The 19,035-nt window shown below is 43.5% G+C and carries 12 protein-coding genes and 1 pseudogene; all 13 read right to left on the bottom strand.

Translation table 11 applies throughout. The annotated features are described in order from the left end of the window. Positions 1-33: 33 nt before the first annotated feature. Entirely contained in the window at positions 34-2,172 is a 2,139-nt protein-coding gene (locus DWX62_RS03985) for a S46 family peptidase (RefSeq protein WP_120172602.1), read from the bottom strand. 16 nt (positions 2,173-2,188) lie between these two features. After that, positions 2,189-3,559: a TIGR00341 family protein gene (locus tag DWX62_RS03980; RefSeq protein ID WP_005826112.1), complete on the bottom strand. Its 1,371-nt coding sequence runs from the start codon at positions 3,557-3,559 to the stop codon at positions 2,189-2,191. Positions 3,560-3,611: 52 nt separating this feature from the next. Next, a pseudogene (gene dinD, locus DWX62_RS03975) lies at positions 3,612-4,244 on the bottom strand (DNA damage-inducible protein D); the annotation flags it as partial. Between the two features lie 180 nt (positions 4,245-4,424). Beyond that, a complete protein-coding gene (locus DWX62_RS03970) occupies positions 4,425-5,867 on the bottom strand; it encodes a lipopolysaccharide biosynthesis protein (protein ID WP_117887608.1) in 1,443 nt (480 codons plus the stop codon). Positions 5,868-5,979: 112 nt separating this feature from the next. Beyond that, complete coding sequence (gene ruvB / locus DWX62_RS03965) at positions 5,980-7,017, bottom strand: Holliday junction branch migration DNA helicase RuvB (protein WP_034525480.1); 1,038 nt, start codon at positions 7,015-7,017, stop codon at positions 5,980-5,982. 241 nt (positions 7,018-7,258) lie between these two features. Further along, a complete protein-coding gene (locus DWX62_RS03960) occupies positions 7,259-8,731 on the bottom strand; it encodes an ADP-ribosylglycohydrolase family protein (RefSeq protein ID WP_227239069.1) in 1,473 nt (490 codons plus the stop codon). Positions 8,732-8,820: 89 nt separating this feature from the next. Continuing rightward, positions 8,821-10,392, bottom strand: a complete 1,572-nt coding sequence (locus DWX62_RS03955; protein ID WP_120172600.1) for a RagB/SusD family nutrient uptake outer membrane protein — start codon at positions 10,390-10,392, stop codon at positions 8,821-8,823. 8 nt (positions 10,393-10,400) lie between these two features. Next, the gene (locus DWX62_RS03950) at positions 10,401-13,355 is read right to left on the bottom strand and encodes a TonB-dependent receptor (RefSeq protein WP_005826119.1); all 2,955 of its coding nucleotides are present in this window, start codon (positions 13,353-13,355) and stop codon (positions 10,401-10,403) included. Positions 13,356-13,407: 52 nt separating this feature from the next. Beyond that, positions 13,408-14,412 (bottom strand): GRP family sugar transporter, encoded by a 1,005-nt coding sequence (locus tag DWX62_RS03945; protein ID WP_005826120.1) that lies wholly within the window; start codon positions 14,410-14,412, stop codon positions 13,408-13,410. A gap of 11 nt (positions 14,413-14,423) precedes the next feature. Continuing rightward, complete coding sequence (rbsK, locus tag DWX62_RS03940; RefSeq protein WP_005826121.1) at positions 14,424-15,359, bottom strand: ribokinase; 936 nt, start codon at positions 15,357-15,359, stop codon at positions 14,424-14,426. A 39-nt stretch (positions 15,360-15,398) separates the two neighbouring features. Beyond that, positions 15,399-16,325, bottom strand: a complete 927-nt coding sequence (rbsK, locus tag DWX62_RS03935; RefSeq protein ID WP_005826122.1) for a ribokinase — start codon at positions 16,323-16,325, stop codon at positions 15,399-15,401. 216 nt (positions 16,326-16,541) lie between these two features. Next, on the bottom strand, positions 16,542-18,092 hold the full coding sequence (locus DWX62_RS03930; RefSeq protein WP_008662136.1) for a hypothetical protein: 1,551 nt from the start codon (positions 18,090-18,092) through the stop codon (positions 16,542-16,544). A 150-nt stretch (positions 18,093-18,242) separates the two neighbouring features. Continuing rightward, positions 18,243-19,010, bottom strand: a complete 768-nt coding sequence (locus tag DWX62_RS03925) for a DNA alkylation repair protein (protein ID WP_005826124.1) — start codon at positions 19,008-19,010, stop codon at positions 18,243-18,245. Positions 19,011-19,035 lie beyond the last annotated feature (25 nt).

Below are 19,035 nucleotides of genomic sequence, written 5' to 3'. Positions count from 1 at the left end.
ATCACCCATAAAAGTATAGGCAGGGGGCACACGTTAAGGATTGGCAAGCTTCAGTTCCTGAATCAGATTTCCTGCCTTCCCATACTTCTCAATCATAAACAGTATGTAGCGTACATCTACCCCGATGGTGCGCTGCATCTTCGGCTCATAAAGGATGTCGCTGCTCATGGCTTCCCAGTTCCCATCGAAGGCAAGCCCCAGAAGTTCTCCTTTGGCATTGAACATGGCACTGCCGGAATTGCCTCCCGTAATGTCATTATTGGAGATAAAGCAGACATTCATTTCTCCCTTCTCATCGGCATATCTACCGAAATCACCGGAGGAAAGAAGGGATAGCAACTCAGGCTGCACTTCAAAATCCACATCGCCTGCATGGGCTCTGACTTTCTCCAGAATACCTTTCGCGGTGGTATAATAATCATATTCCGCTCCGTCGAAGGGGGCATAACCGCAGACAGTGCCAAAACTCAAACGCATGGTGGAGTTGGCGTCGGGATAGAAGTTACGGGATGCGTACATACGTCGCACGGCAGAGTTGAACAAACGTTCATTCCGCTCGATTTCACCGGAAGCCTGCTGTACCTGCATATTCATCTCGAATAGCTTCGTGATGAGGTCGATGCCCAAGTTGATGGCAGGGTCATTATATATCTGATAGGTGGTGTCCTGCTCCAGAAAACGCTTCAATCCACGGGGGGTGGTCAGCTCCGAGCGGGCATAAAGACTATCCACATAGGTACGCTCGTTACCTCCGTATTCTGTCGCAATCGTCTGGTAGAGCTCGGGCAGATAGGTGGAATCCACTTGGGAGCGGTATTCTTTCAACAGTGCTGTAAACACTTCCTTGTCAATGCCCAAGTCCAGATTGGCATATTTCTCAACGATAGCTTTCAGATTGGCAACCACCGTTTTCTCTTCCCCCTCAAAGTCGAAGTTGAGGATGGACAAAGCAAGCTGCACCAGTTCCGGACCGTTCAGGAAAGATTCGGCAAAGTAAGCTCTGGCACGATAAGCATCACGGCGGCTCTTGTAGTTCAGCTCCAGGTCGGAAAAAAGATGCAGCAGATGTTCCCGCTCCTCCGGTGTCTGCTGTATCCAGCGACGGAGTTCGGTCTCCATGGCACGCTTCTTGTCCAGCACATGCAGTTTCTTGATGGTGCGGTTCACTCCTATGCTGTTCTTCCAATAATTGGAACTTTCGTCGTATTTGGAAGCGTACTTGATGCGGATGCTGTCACGGCTATCCATTTCACGCTTCCAGATGGCCTGCTTCACACCACGGACATCTATCTGAGCCTGGTTGGTGGTGGTCATCATCTCTTCGATGCCAAAAGAGGAAAGATAGCGTTCCGTACTGCCCGGATAGCCCATCGTCATACAGAAGGAACCCTCACGATAACCGTCCAGAGATATCGGAGCCACGTATTCGGGATGGTAGGGAACATTGTCGGGAGAATAGTCGGCAGGACGGTTGTCTTTGCCGGCATAGATACGGAATACGGCGAAGTCGCCCGTATGGCGCGGCCATACCCAGTTGTCAGTGTCCCAGCCGAACTTGCCCACTGAGGAAGGCGGTGCAAATACCAGCCGCACATCATTGTAGTCGCGATAAACGGAAAGCCAGAATTCATTGCCTCCATAGTAAGCATCCACAATGCCTATCAACGTGGAGTCTTTACGAGAAACCTCTTCGCCAATGACCAGCATCACCGAATCTACTACACTTGTACGCTCAGATTCGTTCATATCCGGTTTTACTGCTCCAAGTACCCGACGGGTCACGTCTTGCTGGTGCAAGAGGAAGCGGACGTAAAGTTCCGGATTAGGCAGTTCTTCACTAAGATTACGTGCCACAAAGCCGTCTTTCAGATAGTCGTGCTCCACAGACGAGTGTTGCTGTATGCTGCTGAAGCCGCAGTGATGATTGGTAAACACCAGCCCGTCCTCGGACACCACCACGCCGGAGCAGAAGCCGCCGAAGCTGACTACCGCATCCTTCAGCGACGGGCGTTTCGTATTGTATAGCTTGTTGACAGACATCTGCAAGCCCAACTCTTTCATGGTCTGGCGTGTCTGCTTGTTCAGATTTCCCAGCATCCACATCCCTTCATCCGCTTGTCCCGGCAGAGAAAAAAGGAAGCAGACAGCTATCAGTATAAATCTTATTTTCATTCCGTCAATTCTTGTATTATTCAGTAATCAGCCTCAATTGCTTGGCACCCGTACGCGCCTTGAGCCACTCCGCAATCTTTTCCTTCTCGTGCGCACCCGGATGCTTGCCGAATTTCAAGACGGCAAGGGTCACAGTATCCACCCGTACAGAATCTACCGCCAGTTCAATCGCATGAGATATTGATACGGTCTTTACCGACGGGTAGAGCACTTTCAGTTCCGGGATAATCTTCTTGCCCAATTCATCGAAGGTTTTGTATCTTTCCAAATTCTGCTCCAGCGTGGCAATCTTCTGTTTCTGTTCCACCAGACGCTGCTCACTGTTCTTGTAGAAGTCTTCCATCACCATGGCACGGATGGAAGAAATATCCACCGCTTCATTGTTCATGCCTTGGAGGACTATCAGCTTGGTATTGTCCAGCTTATAGTCTTTCATCTTGCTGCGGGCAATGGCGATGGAAGCTTCGGGCACCTCCTGCCCAATCAGCACGACACGTATTTCGTGGCCCTTGCCCTCGTGATGGATTTTCTTGTCCAGCACCTGCGTATTCTCAAAGGAGAGCTGCTCGTTGACAAAACGGTTGGCAGCACTCTCAAAGAAGGTATCCTGGACGATACCTACCGTCAGATAGACAGCGGGACACATGGTCAGGATAGCAATCAGGACGATATATTTACGTACTTTCTTCTCCCGGTTCTTATCCACAAACTCCTTGCGCTGGAAGTGCATCACGCGCACGCCCAGGAAAGTGGCAAGACTGATAAACACAGAATTGATGAAATAAAGATAGAATGCACCGAGGAAATAAATCAAGTTACCCGTTGCCAGCCCGTAGCCTGCCGTACAGAGAGGCGGCATCAAAGCCGTGGCAATGGCAACACCCGGAATCACATTTCCTTTCTCTTTGGTAGAGAGCGCCGTCACACCTGCCAAGCCGCCCATCAAGGCGATGAATACGTCATAAATGGTGGGTGACGTACGTGCCAGCAATTCCGACTGCCCTTCGGCAACGGGACTCACCAGAAAGAAAATGGTAGCAGTGGTCACACTGAACAAGGTAGTTATCAAGAAGCTCTTCAAAGACCGCTTCATCAATTCAAAATCATTCAACCCCACAGAAAGCCCCACGCCCATGATAGGCCCCATCAGCGGCGAGATGAGCATGGCACCGATAATCACGGCTGTGGAGTTTACATTCAATCCCAACGAGGCCATGAATATGGCGAATATCAGAATCCAAAGATTGGCTCCTTTGAATTCCACTCCCTTACGGATGGAATCTACAGTTTCCAGTTCATTGTCCTTGTCTTTGCGCAAATCAAGATAGTCTTTCAGAAAAGTCTTGATAGCGAAGGTATTTCTGTTGTCGGTCGTCTTTTCTTCCATTATCAATTATCAGTTTTCAATTTTCTCTCAATGAAACGCCTCGTAAAACACTGCTGGTCATCTCGGCAGCAAAGTCCTTTGCCTTAATGCCAAGAGTTGGCAAGAAATCTGCCAAAGCACGTTTTTCCGGTGCTCCAAGTTTACGTTTAAGCATAGCAGTGTTCATGCGAAAAAGAGCTTGGTCGCCCTTACTACGTATGATTCCGAACCCCTTGTCATCCACACCACGCTCGTAAAGAACACCAAAGAGGCGTTTCTCTGTCTCTGCCAACTTATGGCGAGCCTGGACACGGTCGTAGTCAAGAAGTCGTTGCTCTATTACCTCTGCCACACGTGTTTGTACAGCAACGTAATTTTGGGCAAAAGCAATCTCCGACTTACGAGGGTCACCATTTTGTGCCACGAGGTAGCAGGCATAGCGAGTGAGCATAAAGTCTTCAATGTCCTTTGATGCACCTTTAGGCATAAGTATCGTTTTACTGATGCCGGTAAAATGATTACTCGTCTCTACACTAGCGTTTTGGCAAGCCTCCTTAGCTTTTCCTAAAACATTCTCAAACGTTTGCCATTTGGCATAGCCCAGAATGGGATATAATTCGCGAGCACTCCAGCACTCCACGCCTTCGTATTCACACGCAATGGATTCGAATCTTGCGAGGAGATTCTGAATTGCTTCTGATTTAATCATACTTGATTCTGAATTTATTGTTTGCTCTTCTGCACAATCCTTGATTTCAAAACAATCTTTATGCGATTGATTTTTCTGTCCATTGTGTCACTTCAGTTTTAATAACAGTACAAAAGTAATGCTTTTCTTGACAAAACTGTTAAATACGCAATGTTTATCAATCTAACTTCTCTAACCTCACTTCACCAGCCTACCAATGAACGGAATCTGCCTCAACGGCAAGTCGCACTTCACGATATAGGCCACAAAGAGCAGCAACAAAACGGTACGGTACGCCATACGCAGGTAAATATTTTCTATCGGGACATATTCGGCAGCCAGATAGAGTACTGCCGCAAGCAGCACATAACTACCGATAGCCCTCAGGTCATACTGAATGGGATACTTCTTCTGCCCTACGAAATAGGACAGAAGCATGGCGATGCCATAGCCACAGAATCCTGCCCAGGCACAAGCCATATAACTGTATCGGGGAATCAGAAGTATGTTCATCACTACCAGCACCGTGCAACCTATCAAGGAGAAATAAGCTCCCCAACGCGTTTCGTCAATCAGCTTGTACCAGAAGGAAAGATTGAAATAGATACCCATAAAGATTTCGGCAGCCATCACGATAGGCACTACCCGCAATCCCGGCCAGTAGTCGCGACCGATAATATGGCGCAGGATGTCCAGATAGAACATGACAGCGAGGAATGCCAGCAGTGTGAAGATGATGAAGAACTTCATGGCTTGCGCATACATCTGCTTGTTGTCCTTGTCCCGGCTCTTCCCGAAGACAAAAGGCTCGTATGCATAGCGGAAGGCTTGTGTAAGCATCGCCATCACCATGGCAATCTTGCTGGCAGCCCCATAAATGCCCAACTGTACGGAAGCTTCCGCCTCATCCGGATAGACAAAAGGAAAAATAATCTTATCCGCCACCTGATTCAGGATACCTGCCAAGCCGAGTACCAGCAACGGCAGACAATAAGCAAGCATCCGCTTCAGCAGTTTTCTGTCCAGCACGTAGGCAAACCCACGCAACTCCGGAATCATGCAAAGCATGATGGTAGAGGTGCATATCAGATTGAAAAGGAAGGCATAACCCACGTCATCCCCTTTCATTCCCACATAATAGAGCAGATTCAGTGCAATGTTCAGGAAGATGAACAGCAGTTTGAGTGCCGCAAACTTAATGGGACGCTTCTTGTAGCGCAAATAAGCGAAAGGAATGCTTTGAATAGCATCCATCGCCACCACAATCATCATCATGCCCACGTACCAGGGATGGTCACCATACTCCAGCCATCCGGCAATGGGGTTGAGGAACAGCAATCCCAATGCAAGAAAGGTAAGCGCCCCCACACTCACACTGAGCAATGTCGTGGAGTACACCCGCATCGGGTCGTCCTCTCCTTTATTGGCAAAGCGGAAGAAACCGGTCTCCATGCCGCACGTCAACAACACCAGCATGAGCGCCACCCACGCATATACATTCGTCACTACGCCATAGCCTCCGCTTTGTGCGGACATCGCCATGGTATATACGGGCACCAGCAGGTAATTGAGGAAACGCCCCACAATGCTGCTCAACCCATAAATGGCAGTTTCTTTTGCCAATGATTTTAATCCGGCCACTTCTTTAATGGTTGTTATGAACACAAAGGCACGGAGGCACAAAGTTTTCTAGGATAAGAGGAAAGAGAGACTTTATGTCTCCGCATCTCTGTATTCGTTTTCTTAAAATGAATCACTCGTCGCCAAACAAGGTACGCTGGCTACTATAGAGGCTTCGCCCCAGATGCTTGTAGGCAAGCTCCGTCACTTCACGCCCACGGGGAGTGCGTTTCAGGAAACCTTCTTTTATCAGGAACGGTTCATAGACTTCCTCTATCGTACCTGCATCTTCGCCCAAAGCAGTGGCGATGGTAGTCAATCCCACCGGACCGCCTTTGAACTTGTCGATGATGGTACAGAGTATCTTATTGTCTATCTCGTCCAGACCATACTTGTCGATATTCAGAGCCTCAAGGGCAAACTGTGCGATTTCCGTGTCAATGCTCCCCGAACCTTTCACTTGGGCAAAATCGCGTACACGCCGCAGCAATGCATTGGCAATACGCGGTGTGCCACGGCTGCGGCTCGCAATCTCGGCGGCAGCCCTTACGGAGCAAGGCACATCGAGGATGCCGGACGAACGACGGATAATGCCGCTCAACACATCATCATCGTAATATTCCAGATGCAGGTTGATACCGAAACGGGCACGCAACGGAGCTGTCAACAGACCGCTACGCGTGGTAGCTCCCACCAGCGTGAAAGGATTCAAATCAATCTGTATGCTTCGGGCAGAAGGGCCTTTGTCTATCATGATGTCTATGCGGTAGTCCTCCATGGCTGAGTACAGATATTCCTCCACTACGGGGCTCAACCGGTGTATTTCGTCGATGAAAAGTACATCATTGGGCTCCAGGCTGGTAAGCACTCCCGCCAAATCCCCCGGCTTGTCAAGTACCGGACCGGAAGTTATCTTGAAACCTACGCCCAGTTCGTTGGCTATGATATTGCTGAGTGTTGTTTTTCCCAATCCGGGAGGGCCGTGAAGCAACACATGGTCCAGCGCCTCGCCACGCAGGCGGGCAGCTTTCACAAATATGCGCAGATTGTCCACCACCTTGTCCTGCCCGCTGAAATCCTCAAAATTCAACGGACGGAGAGCGTTCTCGAAATCACGTTCTCGGCTGGTGACGGGCTGCTGGTTGCGTATATCAAAATCTTCTTGTTCCATTCCAGATTCCTTTGTTTTCTGCAAAATAACTAATTTATTTTGAGATAAGCGATAGAAGTTAGTTTTTTCATGGCTATCTCTCCTACCCAAAAAAAACTGCATGAAAGAAAACTCATTCATACAGTTCTTAAAATCATCCATAAGCTAATCTTGCTTACCTTACCCTATGCAATACTATGTTACATATTAATACCTATTTATTGTTTTTGATATGGTTCCTAATCAGCATAGTATTTCACAATCATTTCTTGCCTTTCGAATAAACGATATAATCCCAAGACTTCAACAAAGCATTAGCACCATCTTTTATGACTTCTACCTTTACTTGATGTTTACCCTCAGGCAGCTGATATTTCCAAAATATATCTAACCGCCGATCATGGAAGTAAGTCGGAAATGCAGCAGCCTTCTCGACCAACTCCCCATCAAGATACAGATTAACTTTCAGTACTGCATCCGGCCGATTCATGTCCCTACGAATAGCCTCCCCACGGAGTACAAATCCCGTACCCTCAAATTCAAAAGTCAGTATATCTATATCGTGTTTAGACAATTCAACCTTAGCCGTGGGATACATATCTGTAAAACTCTGCTCCAAACGTACAGTCTCGGGCCTCTGTACGGCAATTGTCACATTCTCCTTTTCCACTTTTCCTCCATTCCTGCGAATCATCTCCAAAGCATGTTTATTGCTGATAGTGTAAATCTGATCCAAACAGAGTAACGTATACTTGAAATTCTTGCCTTCCGCCCCTCTCAAACCTTTCATCCAATATTCAGGGATAGCATCATAGCCTATCATTGTGCCTAATATCCCTCCTGCAGAAGACGGATTACAATCTGAATCCTGACCTGCCCGCGTTGATATTTCCATTGTCTTAGTGAAATCACCATTGCCATACAATAATCCTAAAACGATGTAAGCGGCATTAATTTTAGCATCAATATCTAATGGATGAAATACTCCATCCGGACAACCGATCTCTTCCGCATGATGTTTCTGAATTTCGAACCAAGTACGTTTCCAATCATCAGGATACATTTTATACCACTCTATCACATCTGCAATACATTTATAGAAACCACTTTCCTCCGGAATCGTCTTTAAAGCCTCAGTAACAATAAACTGGATATCATCAGACACAAAAGCAAGACTATACATGGCACCGACATAAACACCACCATACCAGCCATCGCCATAACACATAAGATGCCCCACCTTATCACTGATTTGAGAAGCTGAATTAGGCATACCCGGATTCATCAGTCCGGCAAAATCTGCTTCAATCTGATAATCAATGTCATCGGCATGTGGGTTATTCAGCCAATGTCCAGGATTGTCCACTCCATGAGCTATATTATACCTCGCAGCCTGATTGGCATGCCATAAATTATAGTCTGCCGTAGCAAAAGCTACAGCAAAATCTTTCACCGAAGCATCCAGCCCTTTTTTCTCCAATACATCTACAAAAGTGAGGTCCATGTAAATGTCATCATATAAATCAGGCCAGGAATCCATCAATCTTTGCACATAACCTTCCCCCCAAGGAATCGTCTGATAATCCTGAATAAAAGTTCCTTGATACCTAAATTCCGTATAACTACCGAAGCTAACCCCGATAGTCTGGCCGGCCCAACCTCCCTTTATCTTATTCTCTAATTGAACCTTACTCATCGTCACTGATGAAGGCAATTTTGAAGCTGCATTACCCATTACAGTCCCCAGCAGCACGCATATACATATTCCAAAGATTCTAAGTTCTTTCATAATTAATTTTTTAATTTATATTTCAATATACCACCCTATTTATACCCCTCATTTTGTTCCAATTTATTATTAGCTTGTATCTCTGACAAAGGAATAGGAAATAAGTTTAAATAAGTTTCTTTAGAAGGTTCGTGAAAAGTCCATTCTCCTTTTGTATAATTATTATCAAAACGTATCAATTGGCTACGCCTCAAACCTTCCAAAGCAAATTCCCGGCCCCATTCATCCAATAAAATTCCAAAACGTACAGGAACACCATTTACATTAGTTGTTTTCAACAAATCAGCTCCAGAGAGATTGTTGTCACCGTCAAAAGCACGTTTCCGTACTTCATTGACTAACTGTGCCGCTTCTTCCGCATTGCCATTTGTACGTAAAATACACTCAGCTTTCATCAAGTAAACCTCTGCATAACGCATAGCCACCCAATCATTATCCAACGCACGCGAGGTTCCCATTTTAATTTCATACTTACCGCAACGGTAACCTTCAGCCTCTCCTCCATTTTCAAGATTGCTGACTTCCTTTGTATAAATCAAGGGTTTTCCTTCCCAACCAGGAACAAGTCCAGTGCAATATAAGATAGACCCGTCACTGCCATACTGCTGCCCCATTCTCCAGGTTTTCGGTAAACGCTTATCGCCTTCCTCATAAGTATCTATAAAAGTAGGAACAGCACACACCCCATTATCCAACCATGTCTGCAAATTAAAGGTTTTTACATTTGAAGGATGAAGAGTTTTCTGCAAAGCCATGTAAATGGTACTTCCAGTCTTCACCTCATCTGCCGGATAAGCAAATATAATCTCTTGGGAGCCTTCATTCTGGGCATAGAAAGGTGCACTATAATCATTCTCCAAGGCATATTTATTGGAGTTCATTATTTCTGTACAAAGTGCCATGCATTCCGTATACATATTCTTCCCTATCCATGACTCTGCATTCAAATAAAGACGTGCCAGTAACATCTTGGCATTCCATTTATTGAATCTGCCATAGTAAGTCTTTGTATCGTCACTCAGCTTATCAACATTATTTTTTATACTATTCTCTATAAATGCAAACACCTCTTCGCGGCTACTGGTTTCCGGCAAGAAACCTTCCGGAACATCAAACCGGTCTACAATAGGTACATTACCGAAAGCCTCACATAGTATGTAATACCAATAAGCACGGGCTACCTCCAACTCAGCTATTACACTTTCCTTACCAGTAACTTCGAAATCCAAATTGTCAAGCTGATAAATTACCCGATTACAATTACTGATTCCTCCGTAGGCCTGTCCCCAAAGATCTGAGAAATGGGGATCTTCCGGTTTCCATGTATGCTTATGCAGACGTATATAGATTCCTCCGTCAAACCAAGCTGCTCGCGGTGTTACGGCCACATCAGTCGTTTCTTCAAAGTCCCACCACTTACGCCATTCCAGAAGTCCTCTATAATCCGTATATACCGGTGTAATGGCAGCAATGATATCTTTTTCATTTTTATAGAAGTTGTTGTCTACCAACCTATCATAGATTTTCTCATCAAGATTTGTGCAAGAACCAGCCATTGCCCCCAACCCCATCAGGAACAATATATATAAACTATATTTTTTCATCATTCTTCATTTTAAAATTTAACAATAGCACCGACCGTATACGAACGGACTGTAGGATACAGCTCCTTACGCTCAACTCCAGGATCTAAACCCTTAATACTGACTTCAGGATCCAGTCCATCATAACCAGTGATAGTAAGCAGATTATGTCCCGTCACATATAACCGCACACTTCTCAAATATTTATTATTCAGATTAAGAGTATAACCCAATGTAACATTGTCTAACTTCACATAGTCTCCCTTCTCAACATAATAGCTATGGTACATATGAGAATCAAAAACATAAGACTGGCTCCCGAAAGGTTTTTTCAATACAGATTTCGGCAAATTACCTTCACTAATACGCTTCATCGTTTCCCAATGCATTCTATACTCATTCAATACTTCAAAGCCGAAAGCTCCTCTCAAAGATATTCCCAAATCAAACTTTTTATATAAAAGTGTTGTGTTCAAACCTGCATACATACTTGGCAAACCATTACCGATCACTTGTTTGTCTTCCTGTCCGGCTTCACTGGCCAATTTAGGATTACCATCAGCACCTTCCACCAACCATAATCCATCATCGGTAAGTCCTACTGCTTTCCAACCGTAAAAATTTCCTATCGGTTCACCCTCCTTTACAATATGCGTCGTCTGCTGAATACCTGAACTAGTCCACCCCGTATACCAATAATCTCTTTGATACTTGTCATTGGAAAGAGATAAAAGTTTGTTGACATTATAAGAGAAATTACCTCCCAGTCTCCAAGTAAAATCCTTTGTCCGGATAACCTCTCCATCCAATGCTACTTCAATTCCCCTATTTCTTATCTTGCCTACATTAGCCCACATCGTACTAATGAAGTTAGGTGGCACAGGAACTTGATATTCAGACAATAAATCTGAAGTTGTCCGCTGATAAAGATCAATTGTACCATTCAATCTTCTACTCAAAAGAGAAAAATCAATACCTAAGTTCCATTCCGATTTTGTTTCCCATTTCAAATCTGGATTAGGATTAGAGGCCGGTACTACTCCTTGTGTCCATTGCCCGTTCATCTGGCCTACACCAGAATAGTTCAATAAAACCAGCGACTGATAAGAATCTGACAATTCTGTTCCCGTCACACCAAATCCAACTCTCAACTTCAAGTCATCTACGAAACCGATATTTTTCATGAAGCTCTCTTCGCTAATTCTCCAACCGGCTGAAATAGCAGGAAACCAGCCCCATTTATGATTCACGCCAAATTTTGAAGACCCTTCACGTCTCAAACTTCCCATCAGCATGTACTTGTTATCATAGTTATAGGTAAGTCTACCAAAGAAAGAGATCAGCTTATTGCCATTTTTATAGCTACTGATTGTCGATTTACCATCTTTTGTAGACTGGGCTGTACCAATATTCCAAGGGCCAAATATATCAGTAGGGAAATCCATAGCATACATCTGGCTGCCTTGTCTTTCAAAATCTTGATAGCTATATCCCACCAATCCCGAGAACTCATGCTTTCCTATCGTCTTAAAATAATCTGCTGTCAGTTCCAGAGTCCGATCCATACTGCCGGCTGCCCATTTGGTTACTTCAGCGTTTTTATTTTCAATAGTGGTAGTAAAATAGTTGAAAGTATTCCATTTGTCCCTCATGGAGTCATATCGCTGCATGGCCGCCATCGCACTCAGATTCAACCCTTCAATGGGTGAAAAAGTAATTTTCCCACTCGCTAGAAGTTGATTCCATTTTTCCTGGTCTGTTTCCTCATTCAGAAGAGCTACCGGATTATAGGGCTTATAAGAAGTTCCATATTCTTTATAGGAGCCGTCTTCATTATAAACCGGACGCGTCGGATTCATCAAGCAAGCCTGCAAATAAGCATTATACCAAGTAACGTCCTGCTTTATGGTCGAATTGTTGACATTCAACTGTATTTTCAATTTGTCATCCATCATCGAATGATTCAATCCAATCTTGAATGTCAAAGCTTCCTTGCCTGTATTCAACAAGATACCATCCTGCTTTCTATAGGTTATCGAAGCAATATAGTTTGTCTTTTCAGTTCCTCCACGCAAAGACAAATTATGAGTATGATTTACGGGATTACGGGTAATTGCATCAATCCAATTGACATCAGCACCTTCATCACTGATATTATCCTTAAACAAAGGGTCCTGTGCTAGTCTTCTGTAATCAGATGCTGTCAGTACATCCGTCTGCTTTTGTATAGACTCGAATGCTACATATCCATGGTATTCCAAAGACGCTTTGCCTTGCTTTGCTTTTTTTGTAGTAATGATTATCACACCATTTGTTCCTCTAGTTCCATAAATAGCCGCAGCCGATCCATCCTTCAGTACATCAATGGTTTCCACATCCTCGGGAGCAATGGAATTCAGACTTCCTCCGGGAATGCCGTCAATAACAATCAAAGGGGCTGATGACGCAGAAATCGTGGATACACCACGAATATTGATTTCCACTCCTGCTGTCGGGTCTCCCGATGGGCTTGCCATTTGCAAACCAGCAACCTTGCCTTGCAACAACTGGGTAGCATCTTTTACAACTCCTTGAATAAAGTCTTCAGACTTCACATTCGTAATGGCACTTGTAATTTCCCCCTTCTTCATAGAGCCATACCCAATAACTACCACATCATTTAGAAGATTAGAACTTTCGGTCAACTGGACGTTAATGCTTGTTTTCTCGCCCACAATCATTTCTACGGTATTATAACCGATGTATGAGATGACCAACACATCTTTTGGAGAAGAAACCGTTATGGAGAACTTACCTTCAACATCAGAAATCACACCAGTAGTCTGGCCTTTAACAAGAATATTAGCACCAATAACAGGTACACCCTCAACATCTGTCACCAATCCGTTTAAGGTTCTTTTTCCTCCGGAAGCATACATACATACTGATATTCCCATCAAACACAGTAGAAAGAAATACCGCCACCATTTTACACTTTTCTGTTTCATATTATTTTAATAAAGTTAATAAAGCCAATTTATATTCAAATCATCGGAGAGATCAGTTACCTCCCGAAAATATAATAAGTGAAAGCCCTAAAATAAAGAAGACAAACATTATTGCCAGAAGTCTATTCGTTCCGCGCGGACTTCCTGCAAACTCTTTCCAAATAAACACTCCCCATAAAGCAGCAATCATAGGAGCTCCCTGCCCTAGTGCATATGAAATAGCAGTACCTGCCTTTTCAGCAGCAATATAGCTCAAAGCCGTTCCCAGCCCCCAGATGCATCCACCTAAGATACCAACCAAATGTGTTTCTATTTTTCCCGCAAAATATTCCTTATAAGTAACAGATACTCCCACAAAAGGGTGTTTCATCACCAAAGTATTGAATATAAAATTACTGAAAAAGATTCCGACAGCAAAGATGAAAAATGCTGTATAAGGAGTAGCCATCCCAGGTGTGGGAGAAATAAAATTATTCAAATCCATGGCAGAAGCAACAAAACGGTAAAAGAAGGACATCAATACACCGGCAATCGTTGCTAAAACAATCCCTTTCCTGCTCCCAATAGTACCACTATTCTGCTTCTTACCTGCAGCCATTCCATTACAGACAATGGCAACCACCACAAGAAGAACCCCCACAAATAACCATAGCGGATTACCTTTCGGAGCACTAAAGTAATTGATAAAAACTCCCAGGACCAATGCCAGCCCAACACCCAACGGAAAAGCTACCGCCATTCCCGCCATGGAAACTGAAGCGGATAAAAGAATATTAGAAGCATTGAAAATCACACCTCCTACAAATGCACTGACCATATTTTCCGTACTGACTTGACGAATGTCCTCAAGAAAACTTCTTCCTTGACTTCCGAAACTCCCTAAGCTGAATACCAAAAGAAGTGCAAACAGCAGAATGCCTATGGTATAATCCCAATAATAGAGCTCATAACGCCAACTCTTTCCCGCCAATTTCTGGGTATTTCCCCAAGAGCCCCAGCAAATCATTGTGACAAAGCAGAAAAGAACGGCTAACGTATAACTGCTGACAATAAACATAGTACAAAATATTAAAGATTAAACGATAAAGATATTTCCCTCTCAAGTCTGAAACGTCCGACTTCTTCAAGTGTAGGAATAGATGGCTGAGCACCCATCCGGGTAACTGCGATTGCAGCTGCAACATTAGCAAATTCCAATGCTTCCCTATCCAAACCTCTCTGCGAACAAGCCACGGCTAAGGCACCACAAAAGGTATCACCTGCAGCAGTTGTGTCAACAGCATTTACTTTATAACCAGAAATACGGACAGTTTCTTTTTTATTCTTCATATATACCCCACAGCTACCCAACGTAATAATAACATTACGTGCTCCTGATTCCATTAATGCAGTAGCTATCTCATCAAGATTATCTCCCGTATAACTCATATCGGAAATAAAGGAAGCTTCCACTTCATTCACTACCAACAAATCAACGGAATTCATCAATTCCCTATCAATTGGGCAAGCAGGAGCAGGATTAAGTAAAACTTTCTTCCCTCTCTCATTAGCCAATAAAGCCACTTTCTTCACCGTTTCATAAGGAATCTCAGCCTGCATCACAATCATATCCGCCTCATCAATGACTTTTTCGAAACGTATCACCGCATCTGGCAGTAAAGAATAATTAGCTCCAGGAGCTACTGCAATACAATTTTCGCCACTATCAGCCACAAAGATGAGGGCAGTACCCGTAGGATGGCATTCATCATCCACGATGTAATCCGTAATGATACCTTCTTTCTCGAACTGTTTTTTCAGAATATCCGCATACATATCATTTCCCAAAGAAGTGATAAACGTGACAGAAGCTCCGAGCCGTGCTGCCGCAACAGCTTGATTTGCCCCCTTTCCTCCCAGTAACTGCATGAAACAAGCGTCTCCGACTGTTTCGCCCGGTGCAGGAAGATGGCTGACTTGTGCAACCATATCTATGTTTGAACTTCCAATAACTACAATTTTCATTTTTATCAGATTTATAAATATAACTCAGGTTGGTTTATCTCATAAAGCTATCTCCCGTTTATAAGGAATGGCACTCTGTGCACCCATACGTGTCACTGCAAGAGCTGCCGCAGCATTGGCAAATTCCACCGATTCTGTCAGCGTATGGTTCTCGGACAAATAGACACTAAACGCTCCGCAAAACACATCTCCAGCACCAGTAGTATCAATTGTTTCTACTTCCTTTGCAGGAATCATAGTATATTCTTCCTTTTCCTTTACATAAGCGCCATCTTTTCCTAATGTAATGACGACATTCTCTATTCCTTTCTCACCTATAGCTTTCGCTGCACGCCAAGCACTTTCCTCATCTATCACCTTGATGCCCGACAGCATTTCAGCCTCAATCCGATTTGGAAGTATGGTATGCACACAACTCAAAAATGAATTACTCAGAACAGAAGCCGGGGCAGGATTCAAAATCACCTTCTTTCCATAACTTTTGGCAATAGTAGCAGCATATTCTACAGTTTCAATGGGTACTTCCAATTGCATCAGTATAATATCAGCCTCCTCCAATTTACTTTTTGCTTTATCTATATCTTCGGTCGATAAGGAACGACTCGCTCCTGGTGCAACAATGATGCTATTTTCTCCGTAAGAATCTACAGAAATTAGAGCAACTCCCGAAGGACTCTTTTGGTCCGTAAAGATGAACTCTGTATTTATTTTTTCAGAACGGTATATCTCCAAAGCTTGCAACCCGAACAAATCATAGCCAATCTTTGAAATTAATGTAACCTCAGCACCTAATCGGGCGGCTGCAATGGCTTGATTGGCTCCTTTTCCACCAGGATTCATATAAAAGGTTCCTCCCAATACAGTCTCTCCTGGAACTGGTAAACGTCCAGCCTTTACCACCATATCCGTATTACAACTTCCGATGACTACAATCTTTGGTTTATAAATAAAAGATTCTCTCTCCATAATATTAAAAATTAAGATTATGCAAATGAAATAAATAATAAGAGGGAAAACTTTACACTATTAATTCATTTATATAATTACAAACTATATATATCTTTCTATAAATAGATATAAAACAGATTTTATGGGTATTCTTATCCCATATTTATATAATTACAAGAGAGAAAAAGAGAACTATAAGTGAAGGTATTTTATGGCAGCACTCTGCCACTTATTCTATTTTTGAAGCAGTTCTTTCATATGCATATGCCGTTTCAGTACATCAGACAAGTTTTCCTTCAATATCTTGGCTTCTATCCACGCAGTAAGGTCACAAAGATGCAATAACTGATTCTCATATTTATCATCATACAAAGCCTGCACTTCAGGAAGAAGTTTCTCCCAAAAAGCTTCGCGATCTTTTCTCAAAACTGGAAGATGCTGCTGGTTCAGAAACCACAGAATGATATGCTCCGTTTTGAAAGTATGCTCTTTGGGAGAAGAAAGGCTACGATTGATAGAACGTGATTCATGATATACAAACTCATATTCATGCATTTCATAATAAACTATAAGGCGCACTAGCCGGATAGTCCTCATCAGAGGTTGATACTTTATATTATGATCAATAATGGCATTGCTTATGTATTTCTTTGCTGCTTTGTAATTCTGATTACCTATATGTACAAGTGCAGTATAGAGTAGCAATTCACTTTTACGCACCGGGCTCAACCACGCTTCCTTATCATAAAGTGACTTCTGATAATATGCCATCAGTTTTGTACAATCCAGAAAATCTCCATTATCTAAATAAGGAAACAGTTCATACTGAAAGAGAAGGCAAATGGCGTTCACCTGAAATTCAAATGAAGAAGCATCCGAGATAAGCTTTTTCAACTTGTCCAGGAAGTAAGGTATTTCGTCATATTGTCCACAGACCCTCAAACTGCCAAGTACCCCCTCAAGTACTGATAAATAGTAGATAGGAGGATTCGACCAGAACTGCCGGTTCTGCTCGAACAGCCGGCTAAGCTCTTTATAAGAATTCAAGGCAGCTTTATATTCTCCAGCTCCCATCAAATAGTTGGCTTGAAAAAGTCTGTGATTCCGCATTAACTCAAAATTTCCTTCTATTCCGGAAGAAGCAGCTATGGAAAGTTCATTAACCATAAGGTCATTCATATCTTGCTTCTGTTTTGAAGTTCGGATAGAACCGATATGGCTAAGGCGGTACTTCAACAAGTTATGCAAAGAAGACTGTTCTACAATTTTGCGGGTTTTCTTTAAAGCTTCATTTTGCATAAAGTGTTTATGATAGAGTTCAGATTCAGCCAAATTCGGGAAATTAAGTCTCAGCAAATATTCCAACTCCAGCTTTAAGGCAATGGTCAGCACTTCATTGTTTTCATAATATGTTGCTTGTTCTATCGTGTCTGAAAGTATCTCAAAACATTCTTCAAATAAAGAACGTTCGTAAAGCATACGGGCTTTACACAAATTGTTCAGTAGGTCATAATAGATATCTTTCTTCTTTCGCAAAGTGAGCAAACTATCCGTCAGTCTTTCATACAAATATTGAATAGAGACTTCAAACGAACCACCAGGCCTGCGCTTATGAAATTCCCCCTTTACATTTTTACTATCCAGTTGCTTACTTTTGGTAATGATATCATATATCACCAAATAGTCTTTTTCCTCCTTATCCTTCAACATTTGGACGGAGAAAGCTTTCTTTTCCGCTTTGGACATAGAATATATCAGTGATATGACTGAATCGACCCGTTTCATAGCAGTTTTATAGTTCTTGCTGCAAAAGAACTAATTTATTTCCTAAAAAGTATAGAAATGGAAAAGTATTTACTGTTCCCCCAAAGCAAGCCTACCTTTACATAAAAATGCAAACCCATAAAAATACAGTTTCACGATTTTCATTCCCCATCAGCGCTTCATAAACTCCTTGCGTTCCTCCTCCGGGAACTTCTCTATCGCATAACGCAACATCGTTCGCGGCATCGTCCTGCAATGCTTCTCCAAGAATTGCACCAGCAAGTCCTTGTCCCGCTTACCCATCTCCCGGAGCATCCATCCTACCGCCTTTTGCATCAAGTCATGCTTATGATGGAGCAGCCGTTCCGAAAGGGCTAATATATCGATGAAATCACCATTTTTGATAAGTGTATAGGTAGATACCACAGCAATGCGCTGGTCCCAAAGCAGCGGACTATCCGCCAGCCGGTAGAGGTCCTTGCGAGGTTTGTCTTTCAGATATTCGCCCACAATGCCGGGGGCAGACAAATCGACCAAATCCCAATTATTGATACGGCCCGTTTGCGAAAGGTAAAAGTCATAAATCTCCTTTTTCCCCTTTTCATCGCTCTTTTTGAATCGCTCCACCAACATCAGCAAGGCACAAAGGCGACACTCGTGCCATTCACTCTGAAGCAAGGTTGCCATTACCCCAAAAGGTTCGTGCTTGTACTGCTTTGCCACCTGCCGGGTGTTGGGTACCACCACTCCCAGAAACTTATCCCCCTCGCCATACTGCCCCTTTCCGGTCTTGAAGAAACGGGGAAGATACTCCCTTTTCACCGGGTCGATATACGCCTCCAATTCCTGCTGAATCTGTACTGAGATGCACGCCACTTCTTCTGCCGAAAGCACACGTTCGCACAAGACGGTTTCCACTGCTTCATTCTTCTTTTTCATCCTTCTCTCATTTGATTTACACGGA

The organism is Bacteroides sp. AF20-13LB, from assembly GCF_003603065.1.
GTDB lineage: Bacteria > Bacteroidota > Bacteroidia > Bacteroidales > Bacteroidaceae > Bacteroides > Bacteroides uniformis.
The sequence above is the reverse complement of the archived record's forward strand: the minus strand, read 5'-3'. Positions and strand labels throughout refer to the sequence as shown.

Bases quoted from the DNA above. Each gene is read 5' to 3' on its own strand.
- DWX62_RS03985 (WP_120172602.1), bottom strand. From the start codon at position 2,172: ATGAAAATAAGATTTATACTGATAGCTGTCTGCTTCCTTTTTTCTCTG.
- DWX62_RS03980 (WP_005826112.1), bottom strand. From the start codon at position 3,559: ATGGAAGAAAAGACGACCGACAACAGAAATACCTTCGCTATCAAGACT.
- ruvB (WP_034525480.1), bottom strand. From the start codon at position 7,017: ATGGAACAAGAAGATTTTGATATACGCAACCAGCAGCCCGTCACCAGC.
- DWX62_RS03960 (WP_227239069.1), bottom strand. From the start codon at position 8,731: ATGGGTAATGCAGCTTCAAAATTGCCTTCATCAGTGACGATGAGTAAG.
- DWX62_RS03955 (WP_120172600.1), bottom strand. From the start codon at position 10,392: ATGATGAAAAAATATAGTTTATATATATTGTTCCTGATGGGGTTGGGG.
- DWX62_RS03950 (WP_005826119.1), bottom strand. From the start codon at position 13,355: ATGAAACAGAAAAGTGTAAAATGGTGGCGGTATTTCTTTCTACTGTGT.
- DWX62_RS03945 (WP_005826120.1), bottom strand. From the start codon at position 14,412: ATGTTTATTGTCAGCAGTTATACGTTAGCCGTTCTTTTCTGCTTTGTC.
- rbsK (WP_005826121.1), bottom strand. From the start codon at position 15,359: ATGAAAATTGTAGTTATTGGAAGTTCAAACATAGATATGGTTGCACAA.
- rbsK (WP_005826122.1), bottom strand. From the start codon at position 16,325: ATGGAGAGAGAATCTTTTATTTATAAACCAAAGATTGTAGTCATCGGA.
- DWX62_RS03930 (WP_008662136.1), bottom strand. From the start codon at position 18,092: ATGAAACGGGTCGATTCAGTCATATCACTGATATATTCTATGTCCAAA.
- DWX62_RS03925 (WP_005826124.1), bottom strand. From the start codon at position 19,010: ATGAAAAAGAAGAATGAAGCAGTGGAAACCGTCTTGTGCGAACGTGTG.